Source organism: Streptosporangium sp. H16 (assembly GCF_051918855.1).
In the GTDB taxonomy this organism is placed as follows: Bacteria; Actinomycetota; Actinomycetes; order Streptosporangiales; family Streptosporangiaceae; genus Streptosporangium.
Map to the genome: position 1 here is coordinate 561,543 of NZ_JBPXMD010000001.1, position 26,473 is coordinate 588,015.

The 26,473-nt window shown below is 67.2% G+C and carries 19 protein-coding genes; 8 read left to right on the forward strand and 11 right to left on the reverse strand.

Annotated features, from left to right (window positions below; genetic code table 11):
• Positions 1-7: 7 nt before the first annotated feature.
• On the reverse strand, positions 8-3,070 hold the full coding sequence (locus ACTOQ2_RS02355) for a BTAD domain-containing putative transcriptional regulator (RefSeq protein WP_440097934.1): 3,063 nt from the start codon (positions 3,068-3,070) through the stop codon (positions 8-10).
• Between the two features lie 306 nt (positions 3,071-3,376).
• Between ACTOQ2_RS02355 and ACTOQ2_RS02360 the strand changes: the two genes are divergently transcribed.
• Both ACTOQ2_RS02360 and ACTOQ2_RS02365 read left to right on the forward strand, forming a co-directional pair.
• Complete coding sequence (locus ACTOQ2_RS02360; RefSeq protein WP_440097936.1) at positions 3,377-8,062, forward strand: LamG-like jellyroll fold domain-containing protein; 4,686 nt, start codon at positions 3,377-3,379, stop codon at positions 8,060-8,062.
• Between the two features lie 1,294 nt (positions 8,063-9,356).
• Positions 9,357-10,175, forward strand: a complete 819-nt coding sequence (locus ACTOQ2_RS02365) for a sigma-70 family RNA polymerase sigma factor (protein ID WP_440097937.1) — start codon at positions 9,357-9,359, stop codon at positions 10,173-10,175.
• A 241-nt stretch (positions 10,176-10,416) separates the two neighbouring features.
• Here ACTOQ2_RS02365 and ACTOQ2_RS02370 read toward each other — a convergent pair whose 3' ends face one another.
• Positions 10,417-10,908, reverse strand: a complete 492-nt coding sequence (locus ACTOQ2_RS02370; RefSeq protein ID WP_440097938.1) for a hypothetical protein — start codon at positions 10,906-10,908, stop codon at positions 10,417-10,419.
• 1,139 nt (positions 10,909-12,047) lie between these two features.
• Here ACTOQ2_RS02370 and ACTOQ2_RS02375 point away from each other — a divergent pair.
• A complete protein-coding gene (locus ACTOQ2_RS02375; protein ID WP_440097939.1) occupies positions 12,048-12,554 on the forward strand; it encodes a hypothetical protein in 507 nt (168 codons plus the stop codon).
• A gap of 98 nt (positions 12,555-12,652) precedes the next feature.
• Here ACTOQ2_RS02375 and ACTOQ2_RS02380 read toward each other — a convergent pair whose 3' ends face one another.
• Both ACTOQ2_RS02380 and ACTOQ2_RS02385 read right to left on the reverse strand, forming a co-directional pair.
• Positions 12,653-12,874, reverse strand: a complete 222-nt coding sequence (locus ACTOQ2_RS02380; RefSeq protein ID WP_440097940.1) for a DUF397 domain-containing protein — start codon at positions 12,872-12,874, stop codon at positions 12,653-12,655.
• Positions 12,856-13,683: a helix-turn-helix domain-containing protein gene (locus ACTOQ2_RS02385; protein WP_440097941.1), complete on the reverse strand. Its 828-nt coding sequence runs from the start codon at positions 13,681-13,683 to the stop codon at positions 12,856-12,858. The genes ACTOQ2_RS02380 and ACTOQ2_RS02385 overlap by 19 nt, the downstream gene beginning before the upstream one ends.
• A gap of 252 nt (positions 13,684-13,935) precedes the next feature.
• On the opposite strand from ACTOQ2_RS02385, the gene ACTOQ2_RS02390 reads away from it, so the two are divergent.
• A complete protein-coding gene (locus ACTOQ2_RS02390; RefSeq protein ID WP_440097943.1) occupies positions 13,936-14,370 on the forward strand; it encodes an ATP-binding protein in 435 nt (144 codons plus the stop codon).
• Positions 14,367-14,600, forward strand: a complete 234-nt coding sequence (locus tag ACTOQ2_RS02395; RefSeq protein ID WP_440097944.1) for a hypothetical protein — start codon at positions 14,367-14,369, stop codon at positions 14,598-14,600. The genes ACTOQ2_RS02390 and ACTOQ2_RS02395 overlap by 4 nt, the downstream gene beginning before the upstream one ends.
• A gap of 287 nt (positions 14,601-14,887) precedes the next feature.
• Here ACTOQ2_RS02395 and ACTOQ2_RS02400 read toward each other — a convergent pair whose 3' ends face one another.
• Entirely contained in the window at positions 14,888-15,691 is an 804-nt protein-coding gene (locus tag ACTOQ2_RS02400; protein WP_440097946.1) for a hypothetical protein, read from the reverse strand.
• 81 nt (positions 15,692-15,772) lie between these two features.
• On the opposite strand from ACTOQ2_RS02400, the gene ACTOQ2_RS02405 reads away from it, so the two are divergent.
• Positions 15,773-16,561 carry a class I SAM-dependent methyltransferase gene (locus tag ACTOQ2_RS02405; RefSeq protein WP_440097948.1) on the forward strand — a complete coding sequence of 263 codons (789 nt, stop codon included), beginning with the start codon at positions 15,773-15,775 and terminating at the stop codon, positions 16,559-16,561.
• Between the two features lie 28 nt (positions 16,562-16,589).
• Here ACTOQ2_RS02405 and ACTOQ2_RS02410 read toward each other — a convergent pair whose 3' ends face one another.
• The 6 genes from ACTOQ2_RS02410 to ACTOQ2_RS02435 all read right to left on the reverse strand — a co-directional run bounded on the left by ACTOQ2_RS02410 (position 16,590) and on the right by ACTOQ2_RS02435 (position 23,289).
• Positions 16,590-17,411 carry a DUF4259 domain-containing protein gene (locus ACTOQ2_RS02410; protein WP_440097949.1) on the reverse strand — a complete coding sequence of 274 codons (822 nt, stop codon included), beginning with the start codon at positions 17,409-17,411 and terminating at the stop codon, positions 16,590-16,592.
• 226 nt (positions 17,412-17,637) lie between these two features.
• Positions 17,638-18,180, reverse strand: coding sequence for a dihydrofolate reductase family protein (locus ACTOQ2_RS02415; protein ID WP_440097950.1), 543 nt, complete (start codon positions 18,178-18,180; stop codon positions 17,638-17,640).
• Between the two features lie 63 nt (positions 18,181-18,243).
• Positions 18,244-19,293 (reverse strand): sigma-70 family RNA polymerase sigma factor, encoded by a 1,050-nt coding sequence (locus tag ACTOQ2_RS02420; protein WP_440097951.1) that lies wholly within the window; start codon positions 19,291-19,293, stop codon positions 18,244-18,246.
• A 252-nt stretch (positions 19,294-19,545) separates the two neighbouring features.
• Positions 19,546-20,298: a sporulation protein gene (locus tag ACTOQ2_RS02425; RefSeq protein ID WP_440097953.1), complete on the reverse strand. Its 753-nt coding sequence runs from the start codon at positions 20,296-20,298 to the stop codon at positions 19,546-19,548.
• Between the two features lie 61 nt (positions 20,299-20,359).
• Positions 20,360-21,619, reverse strand: a complete 1,260-nt coding sequence (locus tag ACTOQ2_RS02430) for an SPFH domain-containing protein (RefSeq protein ID WP_440097954.1) — start codon at positions 21,617-21,619, stop codon at positions 20,360-20,362.
• The gene (locus ACTOQ2_RS02435) at positions 21,616-23,289 is read right to left on the reverse strand and encodes an SPFH domain-containing protein (protein ID WP_440097956.1); all 1,674 of its coding nucleotides are present in this window, start codon (positions 23,287-23,289) and stop codon (positions 21,616-21,618) included. Before ACTOQ2_RS02435 ends, ACTOQ2_RS02430 begins: the two co-directional genes overlap by 4 nt.
• Before the next feature lie 213 nt (positions 23,290-23,502).
• On the opposite strand from ACTOQ2_RS02435, the gene uvrB reads away from it, so the two are divergent.
• Both uvrB and ACTOQ2_RS02445 read left to right on the forward strand, forming a co-directional pair.
• Positions 23,503-25,614, forward strand: a complete 2,112-nt coding sequence (uvrB, locus tag ACTOQ2_RS02440) for an excinuclease ABC subunit UvrB (protein WP_440097957.1) — start codon at positions 23,503-23,505, stop codon at positions 25,612-25,614.
• A gap of 164 nt (positions 25,615-25,778) precedes the next feature.
• Positions 25,779-26,471: a hypothetical protein gene (locus tag ACTOQ2_RS02445; protein WP_440097958.1), complete on the forward strand. Its 693-nt coding sequence runs from the start codon at positions 25,779-25,781 to the stop codon at positions 26,469-26,471.
• The last annotated feature ends 2 nt before the right edge of the window (positions 26,472-26,473 follow it).

A 26,473-nucleotide genomic window follows, 5' to 3' on the forward strand; every position in this document is an offset into this window, starting at 1 on the left:
GTGGCGATCACGTCGCGCGGGCCGCCGTTTCGCGCATCCGTTCGGCGATCTCCCTCGCCTCGGGAACTCCCATGGGAGAAAGGATCTCGAAGGCGGTTTTCCAATGGGACATGGCCTCATCGGTCCTGCCGAGCGCTTGCAGCGCATGGGCGAGGTTGCTGTGGGCCAGACCCAGTAGATACGGGTTCTTGACGGTGAGGGCTATGTCCAGGGCGGCCTGCTGGTTCTCGGCCGCAGCCTGCCCGTCTCCGGTTGCCAGCAGGGTCGTCCCCAGGTCCATCAGGATCTCGCATTCGGCGTACTGGTCTCTCATCTCCCTTATGCGGGTGAGGGCGTCCCGGTGGTGTTCGAGAGCTTCGGCATGACGTTTCTGCCGCCGGCGTATTCTTCCGATGCCGTTGACGGAGTTCGCCTCGAGTCGATGGTTGCCCACGCTCCTGTTCAGCTGGATTGACTGTTGATACAGGTCGAGGGCGGCTGCCAGATCTCCCAGACTCTCGTGGACGTCACCCAGGACATTGAGTGTGTAGGCCTCGTCGTTGCGGTTGCCCGCCTTGCGCTCGAAAGCCAGACAGCGTTCGACGCAACGGAGAGCGTCCAGCGAACGACCTATTCTGAGATAGGCGATCCCCAGGGTGAAGATCACCGTCGCCTCGCAGTGCTCGTCATCGAGCCGGTTGAACAGTTCGATCGCCTTCACGCAGTTCCGTATCGCCTGACGGAAGTCCCCCGCCCAGAGCAGGCTGTATCCGAGCCGGCCCAGGGCGTAGGCCTCCTCCTTCCGGTCTCCGACCGTCCGGCTGAGGTCAAGGGCCTGCCGCTGGTACTCAAGACACCTGTCGATTTTCCCGGAGAACATGTTCGCCGCGCCCAGCGCGTTCAGGATCCGCCCTTCCCCGTGCCGGTCACCGGTCTGGCGCACGGCCGAGAGGGCGGTCTGGTGGACCGTCACCCAGTCGTCGACGCGGTCCCTGAGGTAGAAGAAGTAGTCCAGGGTGTAGGCGATCTGCCACGCGTAGCCGAACCACTCGTGTTCGGCGGTGTGGTTGACGGCCGATATGAGTGCCGGATACTCCGCGTCGAGCCATCCCGTGGCGGAATCATGATCGTCGAAGACCGGAATCCCGTGCGAAGGGGGCTCGGAGACGAGCGTGATCCCGCTGTAGTCGGTGTTCACGTGTTCCATGGCCGCCCTGCTCGTGTGCAGATACCAGTCGAACAGCTGGACCAGCGCGCCACGGCGAGCCGGTTCGCTGTCGTCGGACTCGGCGCGCTCGCGGGCGAACAGGATCATCAGGTCGTGCACGACGAAACGCCCGCCGGTGCCGTGCTGGACGAGATGGGCGCCGATGAGCGTGTCGAGAGCCGCGCGGACGTCATCGACGGACGAGCGAGCCAGAGCGACGACCTCGTCGACGCCGATGTCCGGGCCGGGATGAAGGCCCAGCAACCTGAAGGTCCGCCGGGCGGGTTCGGGAAGGCTCCGGTAGGACGTCTCGAAGGCGGCCCGTACGCCTATGTGCGGGTCCTCCTCGATGTCCAGCGCCGTCAGTCGGTTCTCTCGGAGAAGCCTTGTCACGAAGTCGGCGATGGACAGCGTGGGCCGGCTGCTCAGGTGCGCGGCCGCCAGTCGCAGCGCGAGCGGGAGGTGACCGCAGAGGCGAGCGAGTTCGAGCACGGCCTCGGCCTCGTCGCGGGTCCGATCCTCGCCCAGGACGGCGCCGAGCAGCGTCCTCGCCTCGCCGGGCGAGAGCAGGTCGAGGGTGAGGGTGTGGACGTCGTGTGTCACAGAGAGTCCCCTGAGGGAGTCCCGGCTGGTGATGACCACCTTGCACAGCGTCGAGCCGGGCAACAGCGGACGTACTTGCTCCGCTTTCGCCGCGTTGTCGAGCACCACGAGCATTCGCCTGCCGGCCAGGAGTGACCGGTACATCGACGCCCGCTCGTCGACCTCGTGGGGAATCTCGTCCGTGGCGACCCCGAGCCCCCTGAGGAGCTGGTAGAGCGCCTGTGCGCCTGTGACCGGCTGCCCCTGTGAGTAACCATGGAGGTTCACGTACAGCTGCCCGTCGGGAAACCGGTCCGCCACGCGGTGTCCCCACCGAGTGGCGAGCGCGGTCTTGCCGATCCCGGGGGTACCGGTGATGGCGGTGATCACTACGGCCGACGCGCCGCCCGGCTCCTCGGACAGCAGGAGATCCAGGCGGCGCAGGCTCTCCTCGCGGCCGGTGAAACGGGCGATGTCGGCCGGCAGTTGCCTGGGCACGGTCGCGGGAGGAGTGAGGGCGGGCCCCGCAGGTGCCGGGATGCTCCCTGTGCCGATCTCTCCCGCGAGAATCGACTGGTGCAGCCGGACGAGTTCCTCTCCCGGGTCCAGCCCGAGCTCCTCGCGGAAATGCCGCCGGGCGGCCCTGAACACCTCCAGCGCCTCCGCCGTACGGCCGATTCGGTGAAACGCACGCATCAGCTGGCCGCGAAAACCCTCGTTCAGGGGATGTTCCGCCACCAGCAGCCGCAATTCCCCGATCAGTTCCACGTGGCGGCCCAGAACGAGGTCCGCGTCAATGCGATCGAGAAGCGCGGCGACGCGTAATTCCTCGAGCGCGGCCCCTTCGACGGCCTGGAAATCGGGTTGTGTGCCGTCGAGCGCGGGACCGCGCCACAGCGCCAGCGCCGCACCGAGTTGCTCGGACGCTTTCGCGGCATCTCCCGCGGCCATGGCGGAGCGGCCCGCCGCCGTCTCGGAGAGGAAGACGTCAAGGTCGGAGTCACCGGGACGCAACCGCAGGGAGTAGCCGGTAGGCGCGCCCACCAGCGCGTTCGCGTCGTCGAGCAGGCGCCGTATGGACCACAGGTAGTTGTGGAGCAGCCGCCTGCTGGTCGCCGGAGGCTTCCCCGCCCACAGGGCCGTCAGCAGCCGGTCGTGGGGGACCACCCGATTCGCCCGTACGACGAGAAGGGCGAGAAGTGTCCGTTGCTTGGGGCCCAGGACGCTGATCGAGTGCTCGTCACGCCATATGTCGACCGGGCCGAGGACGCGAAGTCGTGTTCCGGATTTCTTTTCGTTCATCGCCGGGCGAGGGTGTGCGCGTTCGGCCGGTGCGCATTTTCTGTCCCGAACTGCCTCATACGCCACTCGTTCCCGTGAACACGCGAAGTGCGGACAGAAGACAAGGTTAGGACACTCCATACGACAAGATCAACAGCACCGTCCGGGATGCTTGGCGCGATCATCTTTGGCCGGGCTCTCCCATTCCCATGCCCGGCCGTCAATCTCCCTTTCGCAATGGAGGAACAGGTGGGGATTCCCTTACCGAACCGTCCTTTCGCGCCGCCTTCACGACGCGGACCGAACAGACGGACGGCGACCACGGTCGTGGCCGTCCTGGTCCTGGCCGCGTCGCTCCTGGTGTCGGGCGGCGCCGAAGCACAGGTGGCCCCCACGCCCACGGCCGCCCCCACGGCGCCTGTCCAGACGCCGTTCCCCCGTCCGGACGACCCCGACGCTCCGCTGCGCACGGCGGTCGCGGAGGCCAGGAAGCAGAACAGGGCGGTGGAGGTCACCGGTGCGTTCACCGAGACCTCGCGTACCTGGGCCTTTCCGGACGGCAGCCTGAAGACGGAGTCGTACTCGGGCCCGGCGCAGGTCAAGCAGCAGGACGGCTCCTGGGCGTGGATCGACACCACGCTGGTGGAGAGGGACGGCGTCCTCAGACCCAAGGTGGCCAAGGCCGACCTCGCCTTCTCCCTCGGCGGGGACGACGCCCCGTTCGCCGTGATGAAGCGGGAGGCGAAGCAGAGTCTCAGCCTGTCGTGGGAGGGAAAGCTGCCCCGCCCGACGGTGGAGGGCAACGTCGCCACCTACACCGGCGCCGCGGGACCCGCGGCCGACCTGGTCGTCACCGCCCTGCCCACCGGTTTCCGGCACGACGTGGTGCTGCGGGAGCGCCCCACGGGGCCGCTGGAGATCCGCATCCCGGTGGAGTCGGACGAGTTGACCCTTGAGAAGTCCAGGCAGGGCGGCCTGGAGCTCACCGACGCCAAGGACAAGGTCGTCGCCCGGGCGCCGAAACCGGTGATGTGGGACAGCACCGGTGCCGGCGCGCGGGACCCCAAGGCCACCGCCGCGCCGCGCAGCGCGCCGATCGCCACCTCTGTGGTCGAGGACGACGGCAAACGGACTCTGGTCCTCAAACCCGACGCCGGCTGGCTGGCCGACCCCGCCACCACCTTCCCCGTCGTCGTCGACCCCACCTCCACCCTCACCGTCAAGACCGACACGCTGCTCTCCAGCGGTGCCGACTGCAACACCTACGACCAGCCGGGGGCCACGCTGCTGAAGATCGGCGCGGCCTACTACAGCTGCAGGGGGGTGGACGCCATGAACTACTGGCGCTCATACCTGAAGTTCGACGTCACCGGTCTGGCGGGCAAGCCCATCGTCTCGTCCACCATGCAGCTGTGGCGTACCGAGTCACCCGCCTGCCACCTGCGCGGCAACGGCAAGATCTCTGCCAGCCGACTCGGCGCCGACTGGACTCCGGGCCGGATGACCTGGACCAACAAGCCCGGGGGCACCGCCGACTTCGTGAGCACCCCCTGCCCGACCACGGGTGTCCTCACCCCCGGCGTGATGACCTGGCCTATCACCAACTGGGTCAAAGCCTGGGCCGGAGGGCAGCCCAACCACGGCGTCGAGCTCAGCGGGCCCACCGAGAGCGTCGACCGCTACAACGCCTACTCCGCGGTCTTCCACTCGGCGGAGACGACCGGCACCGGCGCCACCCCGCCCAAGCTGATCACCCAGTACATCCTGCCGCCCGAGATCCCCACGGTCACCGCCGAGTCGGTCGACTCGATGGACGGCGATCACGCCATCGTGCGCGAGAGCTCGGCCAAGGTCGGCTACAAGAGCAGCTCCGTCGACGGAAGGAACATCGACTACTACGTCTCCGTCGTCGACTCCACCGCTCCTCTCCCGGCCTGGACCACAGGCGGCGGCGAGGTCGGCAAGTGGAGCTTCACCGAGGGTACGGGGGGCACCGACTCCAGCGGCAAGGGCAACTCGCTGAGCTTCGTCAGCGGCCGCTACTCGATGATCGACGGCAAGGACGGCAAGGCACTCTTCCTCAACGGCGCCACCGCCACCCCCTCCTTCGCCGCGACTCAGGGGCCGGTGCTGCGCACCGACAGGAGCTTCTCCGTGTCCGGTTGGGTCCGCCTGGACTCCGGGACCGAATCCGCCGCGCTGATCAGCCAGGGCGGCTCCGTCAACAGTGCCTTCGTCGTGGGGTACGACTCCGCCAGCCGCAAGTGGAACATGGAGATGTACCACGACAACACCGCCACCAGCGCGGTGACGGAGATCAAGTCCTCCGCCGCGGCGCAGATCGGCACCTGGACCCACCTGACCGGTGTCTACGACGCCGTCGCCAAGAAGATCCGCCTGTACGTCAACGGCGTCCAGTCCGCGGAGGCCGACCACACCGTCACCCCGTGGCAGGCCGGCCGGCTTTTCTGGCTCGGCGCCGGCAGCCGCGGCGGCTACAGCTACCCCTGGGTCAAGGCCGGCTACGACGAGATCCGCGCCTACGACCGCGCCCTGAGCCCCACCGAGATCCAGTGGATGCTCAACCTCACCCCGCCCACCAACGCCAACCTGCCCTCCGGCCAGGCCGCGTCCATCACCTACGACGTCGGCAACGTCGACAGCTTCAAGATCTCCGTCAGGGCCTGCATCAACGGGGCCACCCCCATCACCTGCAGCGAGAGCCCCTACTACCGCATCACCACCGACGCGCCCTATCTGCCGGCCGACACCGAGACGGGCATGGCCGATCCGACCCGTCCGATCCTGTCGGGCATGGTCAACCGCCCCTCGGGTGGTCCGGTCACGGCCAAGTACTTCCTGTACGACAGTACGGGCGCTCCGGTCGGCTCTGCACCGCTCGGCGAGCGGAGTGTCCTCGGCGGGGAGCGTGCGTCCTTCCAGGTGCCGGAGAACATCGTCCAACTCGGCGGGACCTACACCTGGCAGATGCAGGCGTGCGCGCTGGAGATCTGCACGGCCAAGACGGCTCCGGTCAGTGTCACCATTCCCGGCACCCCACCGGAGCCGCCAACTGAAACCGTCAACCACCTGACCCTGCTCAAGGACAACTTCGTCATCAAGACCGCGAAGGTCGACCCGACGGCCTGTGACGGTTCGCCCTGTGCGGTGACCGACTCGACCGTCATACGGATCGGCGGCAGCGGTGTCGACAAGACCGCAGCGGTGATCGGGTTCAGGCTCGACGAGCTTCCCGATGGCGCGGGTGTGTCGGAGGGCATCCTCAAACTCGGTACTCCGACCTGCCCGGCCGGGACCTGCCCGGCGGACGCGGTCGTCACCGCCACCCCGTTGAAGAGCCAGGTCACCGGCGAGACCAAGGGCTCCGATCTGGCAGGCGACGTTGAGGAAGGCAGGCAGCCTTACTCTTTGCCGATCGATACCGCCCAGGCCGATATCGCTGGTAGCGAGTATCAGTGGCTGTTGCTTGTTTCCAACAAGGATGAGGTCATCACCTTTGGTGAGCCGACGGCAGCTGAACAACCATCCCTGGCGCTGACCTACCTGCCCGCGGGGCCGCCCAGCGAGGTGCTTAACCTGACTGCCTCGGGCGGAGATTCCAGCGCGATCGTCAGCTGGGGACTGCCGCGATCCAACGGCAGTGTGGCAATGCTAGACGGCTACGACGTGCGTGTATTCGATGCGGGCGGCACTCAGGTGAAGGAGTCGTTCGTCACCAGCCCATGGGCAGCTATCGCTGGTCTGGCTGCAGGCACCGCTTCCTATACTGTCAAAGTGCGGTCCAAGACCGTCCACGGGGTTAGCGAGTGGGAAACCGCCAGTTTCACCACCCGTGTGATACCCCCGCCCAGTCAGAGCGCGGGGAGTAGGGCCTGCGTCTCGCCGCTGAACGGTCAGCCTTCCAGGGATGAGACCAGCACTGCGCGGTCTGCGGCAGAGACGGAAGGTTCAGGCCGTCAGATCTACCTTGATCGAGTCGCACATTACTTTGCCGCGCAAGATGCGGTTCTGGAAGGCAGGGCGACCACGATCTGGGAGGCTCCAGGCGTAGCGCCGTCCGATCCCAATACTCCCTCTCTGTCTTTGCTTAATGCCAAACTGCTGGCCCTGCGCGATCTTATGCAGGAAAAAGGTAAGACTCTTACCGCTTCCACTGTCACGTTGGACGATCCCGTCGTCTATTCTGACGCCAGTGGCACTGTCTACGTTAATGCCAAGGTCACCCGCAAGTGGGCTATTGACATCACAAGTACGGCCTCCGTATCCCGTGGCGCCGAGAAGGCATCCTCTACAGTCACCGCCATGTCAGGCTCGGGGGATTTCGTCGAGCCCATCCCTCCAACCATAAGCATCTTCGTGCTCGGCCCCAACTGTGGTGTCGAAATAATCACGGTCCCTCTTCCCGAATATCAAGACCCGAACGATTCCTCCGACGACCAGGGCGGCGCATGTGGTTCCGGAGGGGCTGTGCGGTCAACTAGTGCGGCCCTGGGAGTGACTTCTTGCTCGAGTGAAGGAGATCAGCTCTTTTATATCTACAACTTCTATATCGCCTACCGCCCAGGCGTTACACCGAAGGAATCCGTGTCGTGGATCACAAGGAACTTCTCGACGGTCTTCCCTTTGGGGGGATGTGCGAAGGTCCTAAAGGTGGGGCAGGTGTGCGAGCTCGAGGGCATTCCACTGTTAGGACTGTTTGACACCTTCCCCATCAAGGTGGTCGGCGTAGCTGGTGACCACTTTACATTCGAAGCCCTCGAAGAGCATTTCGAGCCAACAGGGTCTCGCATCAGATTTTCTGTATTGAATGGAACCAACAGGAAAGCGACGGGGGTGGGAAAATACCTTTGGCTCCGAGTGACCGCTTGGGGGAACGTGGAGGGAGTTCAAAGCGAACCATGGAAATCCCTCCTTCTCGTTGATGCGATCCGTCACGATATGTGGGCGAAATTCGCTCGAAACATCGCAGTTCGGATGCCTTACGATCTCTAGTAGGTGCTGAGGGCGATCCGTCGGTCTCGTGCCCCCAGTGCAACCTGCTGCTCTCTCGAAGACTTTGAGAAGCAAGGGCTGAACTGGGGGCATGGTCCAAACCAGCCCATGCCATGGCTGTTCCGCCAAGACCTGGGCCGCTAGCGGTAAGCCGATGGACAGCAAGGGAATGGAAGGTCGGCAGCCCGCGAGCCGGCGGGATCGATGTCGACTGCCTTAAATGTAGATGCTAAATATTCGTTATTTTGGAGACTCTCAAGAAAGGGCTTCTGCTGTGAAATCAAAAGTTACGGCCGCCGTGCATATTGTCGGCGGGGTGCTGGCCGCGACAATGTCCTACATTATTTGCAGCTTTGTTTTGGTTTTGATTTTTGGGATTTCTTTCAGTAGATACATGGTGGTGTGGGTGCTTCCCATTGGTTGGATATTTATAGGAATCGTAGCAATGGGGAAGCGGGAGTGGAGGAACGCCGCTGTCGGGTGGATGTTGTGCTCTGTAAGTTTCTTGGCGTACGTCATCTTTACGATGGGTGACAATCCATTAAAAATGTAGAATTCTCATGGTGATTGTCGATCTTCGTGATTCACGGAGCGCTGGTTCCCTCCGGCAAGTTTTTCGGTTTATGGAGGTTTCCGGCTGATCGCCCTGTCCGCTGTGGGCGACTAGGAGGTGACCACGGCCGCGACCAAGGTGATCCCAGCGCCCCCGCCGCCGAACTCAACGACGCCGTAACGTTCTCTCCTTTTTCGGCGTCGGTTCTCCTCCGCTCGAAGAAAGCGGCGCGCCTGCTCTGAGGAAAATCAACCTCACCTGAACAGGGTGTGGATCCGCGTCGAATGGGGATTTGTGTACGGATATCTCGTGACCTATGAGTCAAGTGTGGTGAGTCACACTCGACCCATCAGTGAGCCTTTTCCCATCTGATCTCGCAGACAGGTAGGCGGCGGGCCTGGCGTGTCCGCCGATCCGGTAAGGCGACAGCGTCGTGGTCCGGAATCCCTTCGGGCGCGCATCTCCTCAGGTGCCGGGTCCCGGCTCCAAGATCAAGCCCACCCTTTTCGGTGGACCTCGTGCCGTGCTCGTGCGTCCACGCCCGCCGCGTCGTCGTGAACCAGGCGACCCCGGAACGCGCCCGGCGGTCGCGCATCCGCGCCCTTCTCGCCGTACCGCGCGTCGTGCTCCGCCCCCGGATCCGTCACCGGATCGGCTATGCCGGCCGGCCCCGGTGATGAGTTGTCGCGCCCGCACCCGTCACACCTACGACGGGACACGACAAGGCGGAAGGATGACGTGATGAGTGCGGACACGCGGCTGGAGGAGCTGGGCGTGAGCGGTCTGGACGAGGTCGACGAGCCGGTGTTCTCGGGGCTGGCGGAGCGGCACCGGCGGGAGCTGCACGCGCACTGCTACCGGATGCTCGGGTCGTTCGAGGACGCCGAGGACACCGTGCAGGAGAAGTTCCTCCGCGCCTGGCGGCGGCGGGAGACCTTCGAGGGGCGGTCGACGTTCCGGGCCTGGCTGTACCGGATCGCCACCAACGCCTGCCTGGACCTGCTCGCCAAGTGCCGCCCGGAGCCTGCGACCGGCGGCGAGGAGGGCGCCGGGACGCGCGAGCTGGTGCGCCGTTATACCGACGCCAGCGTGGCCACGGACGTCGACGGGCTCGCCGCACTGCTGCGAGACGACGTCCGCTGCTCGATGCCGCCCACGCCGGGCCTGTACGTCGGCCGCGAGACGGTGGTGAACGACTGGGTCGAGCACCCTCCTCGGGCTACACCTCGTCCTTGCGGCGGTGATGATCCCCACCATGGCGCGGAGCCTCCGCAGCCGGACCGATTGACGATCCCGAAACGGGACAATGCGCGGCGCACGGGCATGCGCGAGCGCACTGACGTGACCCCCGGTGCCGCCACCCTCCGTTCCAGATTCCTTCTCCTGGTCGATTCGAAAGCTGAGTCGCATGTGCGAAGAAGCACAGGCCACCTTGCGGGACGAAGACCAAACGCCATCCGCCCTGGTTGGGGCGCACCGGGTACCCCGGTCGCGTTCACCCTGACCGACCGCGCCGTCACTCGCCTCTCCCGTGGATTCCGCTCCTGCGCGGCGGCTTGAGCCGGGATCTGACCCTCTGCCGGGTCGACGTCAGGCTCAAGCCGCGCCAGGACGCGCTCACAGCTGAGCACTGACACCTACGCGTGCCGGAGGTTGGCACGCCGTGGCCGGCGGGGCAGGGAGCGCTGTTTGTGACGTGGGAGGTCGGAAAGGCTCGTCAGTCAGCCGGGACGAGTGTTGCGTCCCCATGTTCCGCCGTTGCCGGCCATGCCGTCCGCTCGCCGGTCTCCATGGCGCCGACTCAGTTGAATGGATTGTCGTAGGTGCCGCTGCTCTTGGTGCGCATCATGTACTGGTACCCGTTGCTGCTGCTGAACCAGCCGGCGGTCACGTCGAAGCGGAGGTTGTGGACGGTGCTGCCGAGGTCGACGTCGGCGCTGTACAGGGACACCTGCTGGCACCCGGTAGCCGAGGTGGAACCGGTCCAGACCGGGTAGTTCGTGGTCGATCCGTTCACCTTGATGAGGAAGGACGGCTGGGGGTAGGCGCCGCTCTGCCAGCAAAGGTTCAGCGAGTAGCGGTACTTCGTGTTGGAATCGTCGAACGCGACGGTCCCTTCCAGGCGGGCCAACTGCATCCCGGATCCGTCGTTGGCGGTCACCTGCACGTAGACCTGCTGATCCGGGCCGTACGCGGCGTGGGCGGGGGTGACGGGCAGGAAAGTCGCGGCCAATGCCGTGATGGCGAGTGTGATCGACGTCGTCAGGCGACGTCCCCACGAGCGTTCGGTCAATTCACACCTCATCATTAAAAAGTGCGGGAACACCCGGAGGTTATATAGCGGATCTTGAACCGTCCAGCATGGTGCTTTTAGGGCCAGCCCCAAAAGCGCCTTACGTATCACCGGTCGCGCCGTTCTTGTGGTGACCAGGGAATATGAGGAGATGCAGTGCACAGAAATCCGACGTGGCGCTGAAAGTTTCATCCTCATCAGCCTCGATTGTTCGTGATAATCTACCGGCGTCACGCGGGGCATCGCCGTACGGTTACCACGCCGTACCAACATCGGACATGTGATTCGGTGAGGTGATCTCAGCGACTTTTAAATGAGTCTGCTGTGCTCGAAATGGGTGAGGACAAGGGCGGTGCGGGCGATGTCACCGATCTTGCTGGGGCTGGCGGTGATGTGCTGCAGGGTGCGCCGGCGTTGGGCGAGGAGAGCGAAGCTGCGTTCGCCCAGGCAGCGCGCAGCAGCATGTTGCGGGTGCGGGTGTCGACATCGAGGGCGTTGCCGTCGGTAGGTTGGCGGATGGGGATGCGCACGCCGGTCCGCCGTCGTAGCCGGAGTCGGCCAGGACGGGCAGGACGCGGGCGGGATACAGGGTCGGCAGGATGTGGGCGCGGGCGGCAGTGATGTCATGGGCCGATCCGGGTTCGACGTCGGAGGCCCACAAAGGCATGCCGTCGGGGGCGAACAGCGCTTGGAGGCGGGTTTGACTTGTATTCTTGATGGTCGTGTTGTGAAGATCATCGAGAGGGAAACATGTGCCCTGCGCACCCCTTGATGCTGACTTTCCGTCTCCTCGTTGAAGGGGCCGGTAAACGGTTGTGAAGAGTTTTCGGCTGGTCTCTCTCGTTGCCGTCGGGGCGGCGGCCACCGTCCTCCCTGCTCTTTTTCCGGGCGTGTGTTCGGGCCATGGAAGGAATACTCGAACAACGACAGGGCCCGTTTGGTCGTCGTCAACGCGTTCGCTGTCAGCCATTCGGGCCATTACGTCGCCTTCGAGGATCTCAAGGACGATGATGTGGATGTCCGGCTTGATGGGGGCTCTGTGTCGTTTGTCCTCAGCCCTCGATCTCCCTATATGAACGGAACAGTTCAGGGCGGATGTGGAGCTTCTTTCATCGGGCGAGCTTGATCTTCCTTGGCTCATGGACACAGGTGCCGCCGGAGCGCTTGACGCACTCGCTGAGGGGGTCGAGACCGGTGTGGAGTCCGCCGCGGCAACGCTTCGCGGAGTGGAGGGGCCGGTAGCGGTGACGGCTCTCGTGTGGTTGACGCGCCCGTTGAGTGAGGATGCCGCACGGAAGTCGTGGGGCAATGGATTTGACACCGTTTTCCTGGGTCCGCCGGATGCCGAGCCCTCTCCCGTCTCGTGGTCGCCCTCCGCGTGCGGCTGGAGAGGCATCGGCGACTGCGACGCGGAGATGATGCGATCACCCGTACGACAGTTCCAGCGTCGGGTCTCCCTGCTCGAAGAGAACGACGCGCCCGCCCTCAGACGACTGAACCTCGACCTGCATGAGATACGGACCCGTGTCCAGGAGGGGCTTGTGCACGGGTACCTCGCGACGGGGCGCCCAGAAGAGCTGACGAAACTGTCCAAGAACCGCAGCATCCGGCAGATGCAGATCGTTGATGTCGTTTATGACGCCTGAGCCTCTGCCTGCGCTCCGGGGGTTGGGCGTGCGGCTTCCAGCCAAGAGAGGTTCTGGCCGGGTGTTCCGAACCGAGGTGCCGGGAGCGGTCTAACCGATCAGTCGAAGTGGCCCGACTTCACCACGGTGAGGAAGCTGCGCCACTCGCCCGAGGTGAGGACGAGGGCCGGGCCCGCAGGGTCCTTGCTGTCGCGGACGGCGACGGCTCCGGGGAGGTTTCCGGCGACCTCGACGCAGTTTCCGCCGCTCCCGCCGCTGAGGGAGCTCTTCTTCCAGATGGCCTCGGAGAGATCGAAGCCGGTCAGGTCTGCTGCTTCCATTGGTCCCTCGCTTCTTTGATCATCTCTAGCGACTGGCCAGGACGATGCGCCTCTGCTCGGATCCTGTCATATCTGTCCCAGACGACGCCTACCAGTTTGTGTTCCGCTGAAACTTCGCCTTCTCCCGCCGACTCCACGGAGACGGCGGTCGGCGCGTCCGCCAGCTGGGCGAGTACGAATCCGGACATCATGCCGGCCGTGCAGGCGGCGTCGTGCGGAACGATCTGCACCGTCACGTTCTGGCGACCGGCGATGGTCGCGAGTTGGTCGAGCTGCTCGCACATGACCTCGGGACCTCCGACGGGGCGGCGGAGCACCCACTCGTCGAGAAGTGCCCACAGCACGGGCGGGTTGTCCTTCTTGAGGATCAGTTGCCGTCGCATGCGGGCGTCGACCTGCTCTTGGACCTCTTCCTCCGAGCCTGCCAGGTCGCCACGGAAGACGGCTCGCGCGTAGTTCTCCGTCTGGAGCAGGCCGGAGACCAGGAGCGGGTCCCAGCTACGCAGCACGCGGGCCCGGGGTTCGATCTCGTCGGACCATCTGAGGAACCATGCCGGTCCGGTGGGGGCGGTGATGTTGCGGCAGAGGTGGGTGAAGAGGTCGTCCGTCTTGAAGAACCTGTCGCAGTCGGCCGCCAGCTTGGTGCCGGGCCTCCGGTTGCCGGTCTCGATGTGCCCGATGAACGACGACGAGACGCCCAGGTGATCACCCAGCCGGGCCTGCGACAGGCCCGCCTCCCTGCGGACCCGCCCCAGCTCGCGGCCGAAGCGCTGAGCCGGTGTCAGGCGTGGGTCGAGGTCGTTTCCCATGTTCGCCTCCCAATCGTCGCGATGACGTCGGCCGTCGAATGAACGACAAACGCCTACAGCCTGTGTGGCTTTTTGTCGTCAATTCGTCGACCGATCTGTTCTGCAACGGCAGCATAACTGTGTGCACTCTATAGGCCAAGACTTTATCCGGGCGATGCAAGGGAACTAAAAGGACAATTCGCCTGGTTATTGGAGCCATTGGGGCAGGTGAATTCTCGACGCCTGCGACCTCACAGGAATGGCGGTGATCCGATGGGTGCCGAAACGGTTCCCGCGCTCGGTCTGCTGGGCCGGGTGGATCTGCCCGGGGTGGCCGAGTCGGTTTCCACGGCCCGGCGATACGTGCGGAGCGTGCTGGAGAACTCCGGCGGGCGCGATACGTACGACGCCGAGCTTCTGGTCAGCGAGCTGGTCTCCAACGCGGTCAGGCATTCGGAGTCGGGACGCGCCGGAGGCCGGGTGACGGTCGTGGTGGCGAACCTCGGCGACGTCATCCGGGTGGCGGTGATCGACGAGGGGTCCTCCACCTGCGTGCCCAGACTCCCGGCCGAACCGTACGAGCCTGACGAGGAGGCCGAGGGTGGTCGTGGGCTCTGGCTGGTCAGCGAGGTGGCTCTGTCGTGGGGCTGGTACGAGGGTGCGGCGGGGCGCGGGCGCGTCGTCTGGTTCCAGTTGGCCCGGCGATGACCGGCGCACCGGACGACGCGAAACCCGGGACGATAGCCATTCTCATCGCCCGGTACGGCAGGCACTGGCTCATCTCCGAGGCTGCGGGAGGCGGCTATTACGCCGTACGCCGCCACAGCCTGTCCGAGGAGGTTCTCGGCAGGAGGAACCTGTCCAACGTGATGTGCGCCGTCACCCTCGGGGAAATGGCGCGCCGCCTGGCGGCCGAGAATGAGCGCGAGGGGCGATGATCCGGGAGGAGGAGGGAAATCCCTTTTTGAGTTCGGTCGCGGTTCTTCGTGTACGGATGGCGCGGCAGGCGAGCCGAATTGTGATCCTCGGCCGTTCGAATGCCCGCTGAATATTCTGAATGCGCCGATGTTCGCCTGACGGATCCAAACCGTTCCCCGGAAATGCCAAACCCTGAAATTTCGGGTTTTGACCGGTTTGGGTCCCGGCGAGCGGGAACCAGGCCGGTGGACGGGGCGACGGGGCGACGGGGCTGCGGGGCAGCGTGGCGGGGGAGTCCGGGAGCGGGTTACGAGACCTTGGAGGAGGGAGCCACCCAGGTCTTGCAGGAGCGAGGGTCTGAGGTGGAGTAGCCCCGCTTGGTCCAGTAGACGAGGTTGGCGCTCTTGCCGAAGTAACGGAACTCGCCCTTGGCGTCGGCCTCGGCCTTGGCCAGGTCCAGCAGGCGCCCGGCGTTCTTGGCGGGGTAGCCGAGGGCCGACCACAGGCTCTTCGCGGTCATCCCGCCCAGGCACTTCGCCTGCAGGTTGAAGCGGCGCAGCTGCTCCAGGATCTCGTCGCTGTCGTCGGCGTGCAGGGCGTTGTAGCCCTCGGTGACGTCGACCAGGCTCAGCACGTGCTCGGCGTAGGCGGAACTCAGCTCCGCGAGGATCGGGACGTCGTCGGATGCTTTGATCCAGTCGGGACGGATGTGTACGGAGAGGTTGGTCCCGAAGCAGTGGACCGCCTCCGACTTGGCGGGATTCATCTTGGCCCCGAAGCAGTAGCGCTCGTACTTCTTCTCCAGGGTGGTCCCGGTCACCTCCACCCTGGGCGGCACGAACTGGAGGTTGGCCTTCTTCATGTAGGGGCCCCAGGTGTCGTTCATGCAGGTGATGAGCGCGTTGACGTGCTTCTTGACCGAGGCGAGGCTCTTGCCCTTGGCGGGTTTCCTCGCGCACCCCGCGGCGGGGAGTTTGCCGGCGGAGTAGAGGGGGTTGCCGGTCAGGAGCGGGGCGTCCTCGACCGGATATGCGAAGGCGGTGGCCGTACCGGGAAAGAGTAGGACGGAGGCGGCGGCCGTCGCCATGATCACGCGGATTTTCATGGTCATGGACATTAGGGCATATGTCTGCTGTTCGTCCGGTCGTCTAATTCATTTGCCCGTGGACCAGGGGTGAAGAAATGATCGAGCATGGCGATGACACCGGAACTGCTCGCCTACTACGAGCAGGACAAGGAAGACGGCAGGCTCCGCGCGGGCCGCGGGCGGCTGGAGTTCTGGCGGACGCAGGACGTGCTGCGCAGGGCGCTGCCTCCGGCTCCGGCCAGGGTGCTGGACGTGGGTGGCGGCACCGGGGTGCACGCGGAGTGGCTGGCCGCCGACGGATACCGGGTCGAGCTCATCGACCTCATGCCGTCGCACGTGGAGCGGGCGGCGCGGCTGGCCGGGGTCACCGCGAGGCAGGGCGACGCCAGGCAACTGCCGCTGCCCGACGAGAGCGCGGACGCGGTGCTGCTCCTCGGCCCCCTCTACCACCTCGCCGACCGCGCTGACCGGGTCCGCGCGCTGGCCGAGGCGGTACGGGTGGTGCGGCCCGGCGGCCTGGTGGCCGCCGCGACCATCAACCGCTACGCGGCCGTGCACGACATGGTCTACCAGGGGTTGTACCTGCGGGAGGAGCCGAGGGAGACGGTGAACGCGGCCCTGGTGGACGGGGTCCTGTCCGGCCCGGGCGTCGGCTTCACCGCCTACATGCACGACCCCGACGACGTCCCGGCCGAGTTCGCCGACGCGGGGCTCCCGGACGTCGCCCGCTACGGCCTGGAGGGAGCCTTCTGGCTGTACGGTGACGTCGACGACTGGCTCGACGACCCCGAGCGCCGCGCTCTCATGCTCGACGCCCAGCGCCGCCTGGAGTCGGTCCCCTCCCTGCTGGGCGTCAGCGGCCACGTGCTCACCCTCGCCCGCAAGGCACCCTGATCCCGGCGTGCGGGCGAGGACCGGGGGGTCACCCCTGCGGAACAGGAAGCGGGGGGACGGGATCGAGGCCGAGATAGCGGCCCGCGGCGGCCAGAGCCTTGTGGACGTCGTCGAAGACCTGCCGGGGGACGGATTCTCCGAAACCCTCGTGGGAGTGGCCAAAGCCGATCCAGGCCTCGGCCGTGGTGCGGCCACGAGAGATCCGCTCCGTGTACGCGCCTGGCGTGAGCTGCCCGAAAACAGTGAGTTCTTGCAGGCCGGCGGGGCGCCACCACGCGAGCCAGGCCGGTGCCTCGTTGATGGCCAGGACGAGGCTTTCCGCCACGTCCGCGTAGGCGGTGTCGTCCGGCAGGCCTCGGTCGTCGAGACTCCAGTACATCTGCAGCCACTGCTTCCCCTGACGGGAGAAGTCCGGGACGAACGGGACGGGCGGGTCCTGCGGCTCACCGTGGAGAGCCTTACGGTAGGGCTCCAGGTACTCCAGGAACACCTGCCAGTCCCTGACCCGGACCTCACTGAGCCAGTTGTCCTGCGAACGGGTGGCCAGGGCGAACGCGGCGACGGCCAGCCGGCGCAGATCGTCGGAGACGATGAAGGGATTGCGGTCCAGCCAGTGATGGGCGGCCTCGTCGGGGGCGATGCCGGAGATCCGGGCAGCGATCAGGCACGCGAACGCCAGCGCCTCATCCACGGCTCCTTCTTCGGCGTACTCCTCGTTCTCGCGCAAGAACTCGTCAAGCGACTCGGCCATCGTCGCGACGACGTCGTCTTCCCCCTCCAGTTCCGCGATGGCGTCAGAACCCTCGTCACTGTCGAAGGGGCCTTCGAAGAAGGAAGGGTGGTCGTCCACGCCGCAGGTCCTTTCCCTGGGATTCGATGATCAGGATACGTGCCGATCATCCGCTGACCGCGGCTTGATATTCCCCGGGCGGATCTGCTGAGGCGAGAGAATGCCTCTGTTGTCCTGATTACGACGGCCCGGCGGTGCCGTCCCGGTACGGCGGCGGCTCGGTCCGAGGCGGCAGGACGCCGATCAGGTGACCGCTGAACGTCCCGCCGCTGTTACCGGAGACGGCTCAGCCGACGACGCGGAACCGGATGCTCGTCGCGTGCGGCACGTGGTTCAGGGCGATGCGTTCCAGCCTCACGTTGGTCCCGCCCGGGTGGTCGAACAGCCGGACGCCGTCGCCCAGCATGACGGGCGCGATGAACACGAGGATCTCGTCGAGCACACCCGCCTCGAGGCACTGTCGGGCGACGTGGGCGCCGAGGATGTTGACATACCTGTCACCCGCGGCGGCCTTGGCCGCGGCGACGCCGTTGCCGAGGTCGTCGACGAAGGTGATGCCCGGCACCGGCGTGTCCGGGATCTGGTGGATGAGCACGAACTGCGGCCCGGTCCACCCGCCGCCGAATGCCTTGCCCTCGCTTTCCGTGCCCCGGTGGGGGTCGTCGCCGCGGAAGGTGCGGTTGCCGACGAGAAGCGCACCGATCTCGCCGATGAGCTCGTCCACCGCCGGGTCGGGGCCGAGGTGTTCGGCCAGCCAGGACATGTCACCGCCGGGACCGGCGATGAAACCGTCCAGTGACATGGTGACCGAATACAGCATCTTGCCCATGAGGTGCCTCCGTCGGGATCAATTGTGGTTGACCCGTTCTGAGACGGCGGATCGCGCGAAAACTCATCGGTCTCCGGGAGGCAACGTCGTGGGCAGGGCGAACGCCGGGAACAGGCCGAGATCGTGGAAGGCGGTCATCTCCGCGATCAGGTCGTCCTCGATCCGCAGCACGCCGATCCCGAAGGCGCGGTAGACGGGCTCGCCGAGGCGCCGTACGTAGGCCGCCGCGGCCGGCTGCCGGTTGGCCCGGACGGGCACCATCCGGAACCGGCCCACGTAGTCGGGCGAGCCGGCGTCCCAGCTCTCCGCCAGCGCCGCCACGACCGCGTCGCGGCCCCGGAACCACATGGGCCACGGCGGCATCTCCGCCCGTACGTCCTCGGCCAGCAGGTCGGCGACCGCGGCGAGGTCGGCGCGTTCCATCGCGTCCATGTAGCGCCGCAACACCGCCCGCTCCCGCCCGGTGGGCTCCGCCGGCGGCGCCCAGTCCAGGCGGCGCTGCGGCAGGTGCTCTTTCATCGTCGCCCTGGCCCGCTGCAACGCGCTGTTCACCGATGCCACGCTGCCCTCCAGCAGCGCCGCGGTCTGCTTGGCGGGCCAGCCGAGCACGTCGCGCAGGATCAGCACCGCCCGCTGCCGGGCCGGCAGGCGCTGGAGCGCGGCCAGGAACGCCAGCTCGATCGTCTCCCTGGTGACGGCCACGGAATCCGGCTCGGTCTCGCTCGGCGCGACCGGTTCCCACAGCCGGTCGGGGAACGGCTGCAGCCACGCGATGTCCGCGGGGGGCGACAGCGAGGCACTCGGATCCGACGGCCCTGACAGGTGGCGGGGGAGCACCCGGCGCGTCCGCCCGTCGAGGGCGTCGAGGCACACGTTCGTCGCGATCCGGTACAGCCAGGCCCGGAACGACGAGCGCCCCTCGAAACCGCCGAGGTGCTTCCACGCGCGCAGGAACGTCTCCTGCGTCAGGTCCTCCGCCTCGTCGAACGAGCCCAGCATCCGGTAGCAGTGCACCCGCAGCTCGCCCCGATGGCGCTCGACGAGCGCCGCGAACGCGGACTCGTCGCCCGCCCGCGCGGCGGCCACCACCGCGTCGCCGTCACCCGCGCCCACCCGACCGCCCTTCGCCCGTACTCCGGCCACCGGCCGGCCTTTGCGGGGAACCCTACGACAGACATGACGGAGGCGCGGCCCAGCGCTCCTCACGCGCCGTACGAACAGCGGAACGCGCCGTACGAGCAGCGGAACGCGTCATGCGAGCGGCGAAACGCGTCATGCGAGCGGCGGAACGCGCCGTGTGAACAGCGAAACGGGTGTGCCCCGGCGACCAGGGCACACCCGTCACTCACGAGAGGGCGAGGAAGGCTAGAACCAGCCGCGCTTCTGGGCCATGGACTGCAGGCCGCCGCGCAGCGACTGCTCCACCTGGCCCGGGTGGTCGTCGTAGCGGACGGTGAAGCGGCTGTAGGTGTCGTTGCTGGAACCGAAGCTGCCGCGCTTGTCGGCCTCCAGGATGATGTCCATGGCCTGGGGGCCGGCGATGAAGGTGAGCTCCAGCTCGTTGAAGTTGCGGCGGTAGTCGCCGCCCGCGTAGTACTCGATCTCCTGGAAGAACGGCATCCGCGAGCCGTGCAGGGTGCCCCGCTCCAGGTCGGCCTTCTTGAAGCGGAAGCCGAGGTTGTCCAGCGCGCCGAGGACGTGGTCCTGGGCGGGCAGCGGGTTGACGAACAGCGGATCGAGGTCGCCCTTGTCGAGCGCGCCGGCGAGGGCGAGCTCGGTGGAGACGCCGAGCTGCATGCCGCGCAGCGGGTGGCCGCCGATGGCGCTGATCGGGGTCTCCCAGGGGACCTGGATCTCGAAGGGGGCCGACTGCGGGGCGCCCGCGGCGAGGTGGAAGGAGCCGGTGATCTGCTGGCGCAGGAAGCTGTACGTCGACTTGTACTCGCTGTCGCCGCTCTCGACCTCGACTACGGCGGTGAAGTCGATGAAGATGCCCTCCACCTTGTAGTCGGAGCCGCCGCCGCGGAAGTTGACCTGTCCGCGCAGGACCTCGCCGGGCCGCACCTGCGAGTTCTGCAGCACGGTGTCGACCTCGACACCGGCGCCGAACGCTGCCATCAACTTACGGAACACCATCTAGGACTCCCAGGGGTTGGAGACTGTTCTCATCAAGGGCTTGTCAGGGGGCTTGGTTCTGCGGCCCGGCCTGGCCGTTGCCGCCGTTGCCGCCGTTCAGCTGGGGCAGGATCTGGGCCAGCAGCAGGGTGGACAGGGCGGAGGTGTCGCCGGAGGCGCCGGAGGTGCGGACGACGACGGGGCGCGGGGCGCTCTCGGCGAGCCTGGCGCCCACGTCGAGCCTGCGGCGGGCCAGCTCGTACTGGAGCACCGCGCGGTTGTCGCGGTAGGAGTCGGCCAGCCTGCGCAGCCCCTTCGCCTCGTTCTCGGCGGAGGTGAGCTCGGCCCGGCCCTTCGCCTCGATCTCCCAGCGCACCCGCTGCGCCTCGGTCTCGTGCTCCTCCAGCATGCGGGCGACGTCCTTACGGGCGGTGTTGGCGGCGGCTCTCACCTCGACGATACGCGCGTCGCGCGTCTTTTTGGAACGTTCGATCTCCATCAGCAGGGTGTCGATCCTGCGCTTGCGGGTGAGCTCCCACTCGCGCTCGAAGGCCGACAGCTCCTTGGCGACCTTCTCGCGGGTGGCCAGATGCTGCTGGTACTGGTCGGGCAGCTGCACGTCGGGGATGTTGGCGCCGGTGATGCGCACGCCGTACCGGCCGAGCTGGCGGGTGAGGAGCTCCTGCATGTCGCCGACGTCGGACCCGCGCAGGTCGTAGGCGCGCTCGGTGTTCACCAGGCGGCTGCGCTGGCGGATGGCGTCCTGTACGGCACTGCTGAGCACCAGGTCGAAGTTACCGGCGCCGATCGTACGGACGAAGGCCACCGGGTCGACGATGCGGAACTTCAGGAAGAACTCGATCGACTTGAGCGGGACGTTCTCCGCCGTCGGGCAGGCCACGATCGGCGCGGAGTAGGGGATCTCGGTGGAGGTGTCGACCACCGCGTCCACCCGGTCCCACGGCAGCCACAGGTAGTGGCGCCCCGGGGGCAGCGTGCCGACGATGGCGCCCCACCGGCTGCGCACGCCCGTGGTGCCCTCCTCGATCTCGATGATCGCCCGGCGCCACAGCCACACCAGCGCCGCGACCAGGGAGAACACCGCTCCGACCGCCGCCAGGAAGGAGATCGCCCCGTCGGCGAACACCGCCGTGCCGGCCAGGTAGAGGGCGAAGAGGAGCAGCGCCACCCAGGCGAAGCCGCGGCGGTCCTTGGGGATCACCACCGGGACCAGCTGGCCGGACTCGCCGCCGCGCAGCAGCTGGCGGATCTCCGACCAGGAGGCCAGGGATTCCTTGATCTTGGAGAACTCTCTGCCGCTCATCGGACCTCTTCCTGGGCTTCCTGGGCTTCCCGGACGACCTGGCCCGCGACGGGGGCGGGGACGACGGTGTCGGCGGGGGTGTTGAGCAGGGCGCTGATCTCCGCCCCGCGCTCCTCGACGCGGCCGCCGATCTCGCTCATCCGCGCTCTGATCGCGGCCATGTCCGCCTGGGAGAACAGCTGGGCCTCGGGGTTGCCGACCAGTTGCCTGGCCAGGGCGAGCAGGTCGATGTCGACGGCGTCGCCGACCTGCACCAGGCGCGGCAGGTGCGAGGCGACGGACTCCAGCTTGTCGAGCAGGTCCTGCTGGAAGCGGTAGTCGAGGATCTCCGGCGCCTCGGCGGCGCTCAGCGAGCGGATGTCCAGCGCCTGCGCCTCCAGCAGCGCCGCGTTGGCCTTGGCGGTGGACTCCGCCTCCACCAGCCGCTGGCCGCCGGCGGCCTTGGCCTGGTGGGAGGCGCGCTCCAGCGCGGTGTCGATCCTGGCCTGGTGCCCGGCGATCTCGGCGTGGATGGCCGACAGCTGCTCCTGCAGCCCGGCCAGCTCCTTGATCAGGTCGCCCTCGTTCTGCTCCTTGCGCAGCTGGAGCTCGTACTCGTAGGTGTACGCCTCCTTGGCGACTCTGATCATCTCGGGGGCGGCCAGGTCCATCCGGTACTCCTGGCTGGACGGCTCGGCGTGCGTGATGTTGACGTCGGTGAGCCGTACGGCGGGCAGGAACTGCTGGTTGAGGTTGTCCAGCATGCCCATGGTGCTCTCGCCGACCAGGTCGTAGATCTCCTCGGCGCGCTGGGCGTAGATGAGGGAGCGGGTGACCTCGCTGATGGCGTTCTGCAGCTTGGCCTGGAAGCCGCTGACCGAGCCGAGCACGAAGATGAACTCCGCCGGGTTCTCGATCCGGAACTGCAGGAACAGGTCGACGCTGGCCTTGACGCCCTGCTGGGTGGGGGCCTCGCGGATGGGGGCGTTGAAGGGATACTCGCGGGTGGTGTTGACGATGTAGCTGACCCGCTTCCACGGGTTGAACAGCGTCACCCGGCCGGGCTCGGCGATGGTCACGAGCTTGCCGAACTTCGTGATCAGGGCCTTGCAGCCCTCGGGCACCATGACCACGCTCCTGCGCCACCACAGGAACGCCGCGGCCAGCACGAGCACGGCCCAGTAGTGCGGGCCGAACAGCACCCGGGCCCCCTCGGGCAGGCCGGTGGCGACGAGCCCGACCAGGCCGAGCCCGGCCAGCACGACCAGCGGGACGACCACCCTGGCGGTGGTGCCCTTGGGGATGACCACGGGGGAGATGACGTGGACCGGCTCGCCGTTCGGGCCGTTGCCGCTGAAACTCCGGTTGACGATCTCCCCGGCCTCGTTGAGCGGGGCGCTGCGGGCCTCGATCACCGTGCCCAGGGACGAGCCCTGGTCGCGGGCGGCCATGAAGTCGGAGGGGTTGAGCGCGAAGCCCTTCTCACCGGGGGAACCGCCGGAGCCGCCGGAGCCGGGGTTCGCGCCCGCCTGGCCCATGAACTGCTCGGCCACCTGCCCGGCGTACTGGCCCGCCGACTGGCCGGCGTACTGCCCCACGACCTGCCCGACGACCTGGCGTACGTCGCCGCCCTGTCCTATGGCCTGGGCTGCGGCCCTCGCGTACTGCGCGGCTTCTCTTGGCCGGGACATCACACCTCCGGGATGGTGATAGATCGAGAGCCCGATATATCACGCTTTGTGATCATTGGCACGCGAGACAGTCAAGGGGATCCCGCTTGCGGATCGCTTGCCACGCGGTTGACGGCGGTCCGTCCGTACACGGACCCGTGCGGTTGACGGCGGTCCGCCGGTGCGCGGACCTATGAAGAAGGATTGTCGGTCACGCCGCCTACAGTGGGACAGGTGAGGCCGGTAACAGATTTGCAGCGCAGGGTGGCGCCCTTCGAAGTCGTCACCGACATGACCCCCTCGGGCGACCAGCCCGCCGCGATCGCCGAGCTCGAACGGCGCGTCAAGGCCGGCGACAGGGACAACGTCCTGCTGGGTGCCACGGGCACAGGCAAGACCGCCACGGTCGCCTGGCTGATCGAGCGCCTCCAGCGGCCGACCCTGGTCATCCAGCCCAACAAGACGCTCGCCGCCCAGTTCGCCAACGAGCTGCGCGAGATGATGCCCAACAACGCGGTCGAATACTTCGTCTCCTACTACGACTACTACCAGCCCGAGGCGTACGTCCCGCAGAGCGACACCTACATCGAGAAGGACTCCTCGATCAACGAGGAGGTCGAGCGGCTGCGCCACTCGGCGACCAACTCGCTGCTCACCCGCCGCGACACGATCGTGGTGGCCTCCGTGTCGTGCATCTACGGCCTGGGCACCCCGCAGGAGTACGTCGACCGCATGGTCAGGCTCAAGGTCGGCCAGGAGATCGACCGCGACACCCTGCTGCGCCGCCTGGTCGACATGCAGTACGTCCGCAACGACGTGGCCTTCACCCGGGGCACCTTCCGGGTGCGCGGCGACACCGTCGAGATCATCCCCAAGTACGAAGAGCTCGCCGTGCGGATCGAGATGTTCGGCGACGAGATCGAGAAGCTCGCGACCATGCACCCGCTCACCGGCGAGGTGATCACCGAGGACGAGGAGCTCTACATCTTCCCCGCCTCCCACTACGTCGCGGGCGCCGAGCGGATGGAGAGCGCGATCCGGGGCATCGAGGCCGAGCTGGCCGAGACCCTGGAGACGATGGAGCGCCAGGGCAAGCTCCTGGAGGCCCAGCGGCTGCGCATGCGCACCACCTACGACCTGGAGATGATGCGCCAGATCGGCACCTGCTCCGGCATCGAGAACTACTCGCGCCACATGGACGGCCGCACCCCGGGCAGCGCGCCCAACACCCTGCTCGACTACTTCCCCGAGGACTTCCTGCTGGTCCTGGACGAGTCCCACCAGACCGTCCCGCAGATCGGCGCGATGTACGAGGGGGACGCCTCCCGCAAGCGCACCCTCGTCGACCACGGCTTCCGCCTGCCGTCCGCGATGGACAACCGCCCGCTGAAGTGGGAGGAGTTCCTGGAGCGGATCGGCCAGACGGTCTACCTGTCGGCCACCCCCGGCTCCTACGAGCTGGGCCGCTCCAAGGGCGACGTGGTCGAGCAGGTCATCCGGCCGACCGGCCTGATCGACCCCGAGGTGATCGTCAAGCCGACCAAGTCGCAGATCGACGACCTGGTCCACGAGATCCGCACCCGCACCGAGAAGGACGAGCGGGTCCTGGTCACCACGCTGACCAAGAAGATGTCCGAGGACCTCACCGACTACCTGCTGGAGCTCGGCATCCGGGTCCGCTACCTGCACAGCGAGGTCGACACCCTGCGCCGCATCGAGCTGCTGCGCGAGCTGCGGATGGGCGAGTTCGACGTGCTGGTCGGCATCAACCTGCTCCGCGAGGGTCTCGACCTGCCCGAGGTGTCGCTGGTGGCCATCCTCGACGCCGACAAGGAGGGCTTCCTGCGCTCGGAGACCTCCCTGATCCAGACCATCGGCCGCGCGGCCAGAAACGTCTCCGGCCAGGTGCACATGTACGCCGACCGGGTCACCCCCTCCATGGAGCGGGCGATCGACGAGACCAACCGCCGCCGGGCCAAGCAGATCGCCTACAACGAGGCCAACGGCATCGACCCGCAGCCGCTCCGCAAGAAGATCGCCGACATCCTCGACTCGCTCAACCGCGAGGACGCCGACACCGCCCAGCTCCTCGGCGGCAGCGGCCGCCAGCAGTCGCGCGGCAAGGCCCCCGTCCCCGGCTTCGCGATCAAGCAGGCGGGCCAGCACGCCAGGGCGATCGCCGGAGAGATGCCCAGGGCCCAGCTGGAGGCGCTGATGGAGTCACTCACCGAGCAGATGCACCAGGCCGCCACCGACCTCCAGTTCGAGGTCGCCGCCCGGCTCCGCGACGAGATCAAGGAGCTCAAGCGGGAGGTGCGCGACATGCGCGAGGCCGGGGTCTCCTGACCCGGCCGCCTTCCGGATGGTCCGATGCGCCGCGGCACGACCGGTCGCCGAAGACGACGGGAGGACCGGGGACCACGCGGGGGGAGCGAAGCGTCCGGGGGGCGCGGCCGGGCCGGGGAGAAAACGGCTCGTCCGTCGCGGGCGCGGCCGGATACGGTCGCCGTATGCGACGGTGTGACGATTGCGGCTGCTGGGAGTACGGCGGGGCGCCCGGCTGTGCCCGGTGCGCGGCGCTGGTCGACCGGATCGTCGAGGACGGCTGGCGGGGCTTCCTGCGAGAGCGGTTCGGCGCGGCTGGGCTGTCCGCCGAACATGGCGGGGCAGGACCGGCCGCCGGGTCCGGTGCGACAGGACCGGCCGCCGGGTCCGGCGGGGTGGGACTCTCCGCCGAGGAGGAGTCGGCGATCGCCGAGATGGTCGCCGACGAGCCCGACCGGTACGACTGGCGGGTCGTCGACGGCGCCCTCGACCGGCTGGTCTGCCCCGATTGCGGCGCCAGGCTGGGCAGGGGCCCGCTGGGCTGCCCGCCCTGCGACCTCGCCGACGGCTTCCGCTACTCGGCCGTCGAGACCGACCGCCCGGGCGTCCCGCCAGGCAACGAGCACGCGATCAGGGTCGGCGTCTCGGTGATCCGCGCCGGGCACCGGCAGTCGCCGCGCGCCCTGCTCGGCTGGCGCCTCGGCCTGCCCGCCCTGCTCGACGGTTTCCTGCCCACCACCGCCGAGGCCCAGGCCATGCGCGCCCGCATCAACGCCGGAGCCGGTTACGACGACCTCGCCGGGATGTGGGACTCGTCGAACGCCTCCGGCGCGGAGGCCCCCGGCCCTGGCCGCCGGGAGGATGTCAGGAACCGATGAAT

Bases quoted from the DNA above. Each gene is read 5' to 3' on its own strand.
- ACTOQ2_RS02355 (WP_440097934.1), bottom strand. From the start codon at position 3,070: ATGAACGAAAAGAAATCCGGAACACGACTTCGCGTCCTCGGCCCGGTC.
- ACTOQ2_RS02365 (WP_440097937.1), top strand. From the start codon at position 9,357: ATGAGTGCGGACACGCGGCTGGAGGAGCTGGGCGTGAGCGGTCTGGAC.
- ACTOQ2_RS02375 (WP_440097939.1), top strand. From the start codon at position 12,048: ATGGACACAGGTGCCGCCGGAGCGCTTGACGCACTCGCTGAGGGGGTC.
- ACTOQ2_RS02380 (WP_440097940.1), bottom strand. From the start codon at position 12,874: ATGGAAGCAGCAGACCTGACCGGCTTCGATCTCTCCGAGGCCATCTGG.
- ACTOQ2_RS02385 (WP_440097941.1), bottom strand. From the start codon at position 13,683: ATGGGAAACGACCTCGACCCACGCCTGACACCGGCTCAGCGCTTCGGC.
- ACTOQ2_RS02390 (WP_440097943.1), top strand. From the start codon at position 13,936: ATGGGTGCCGAAACGGTTCCCGCGCTCGGTCTGCTGGGCCGGGTGGAT.
- ACTOQ2_RS02395 (WP_440097944.1), top strand. From the start codon at position 14,367: ATGACCGGCGCACCGGACGACGCGAAACCCGGGACGATAGCCATTCTC.
- ACTOQ2_RS02400 (WP_440097946.1), bottom strand. From the start codon at position 15,691: ATGACCATGAAAATCCGCGTGATCATGGCGACGGCCGCCGCCTCCGTC.
- ACTOQ2_RS02405 (WP_440097948.1), top strand. From the start codon at position 15,773: ATGGCGATGACACCGGAACTGCTCGCCTACTACGAGCAGGACAAGGAA.
- ACTOQ2_RS02415 (WP_440097950.1), bottom strand. From the start codon at position 18,180: ATGGGCAAGATGCTGTATTCGGTCACCATGTCACTGGACGGTTTCATC.
- ACTOQ2_RS02425 (WP_440097953.1), bottom strand. From the start codon at position 20,298: ATGGCAGCGTTCGGCGCCGGTGTCGAGGTCGACACCGTGCTGCAGAAC.
- ACTOQ2_RS02430 (WP_440097954.1), bottom strand. From the start codon at position 21,619: ATGAGCGGCAGAGAGTTCTCCAAGATCAAGGAATCCCTGGCCTCCTGG.
- ACTOQ2_RS02435 (WP_440097956.1), bottom strand. From the start codon at position 23,289: ATGTCCCGGCCAAGAGAAGCCGCGCAGTACGCGAGGGCCGCAGCCCAG.
- ACTOQ2_RS02445 (WP_440097958.1), top strand. From the start codon at position 25,779: ATGCGACGGTGTGACGATTGCGGCTGCTGGGAGTACGGCGGGGCGCCC.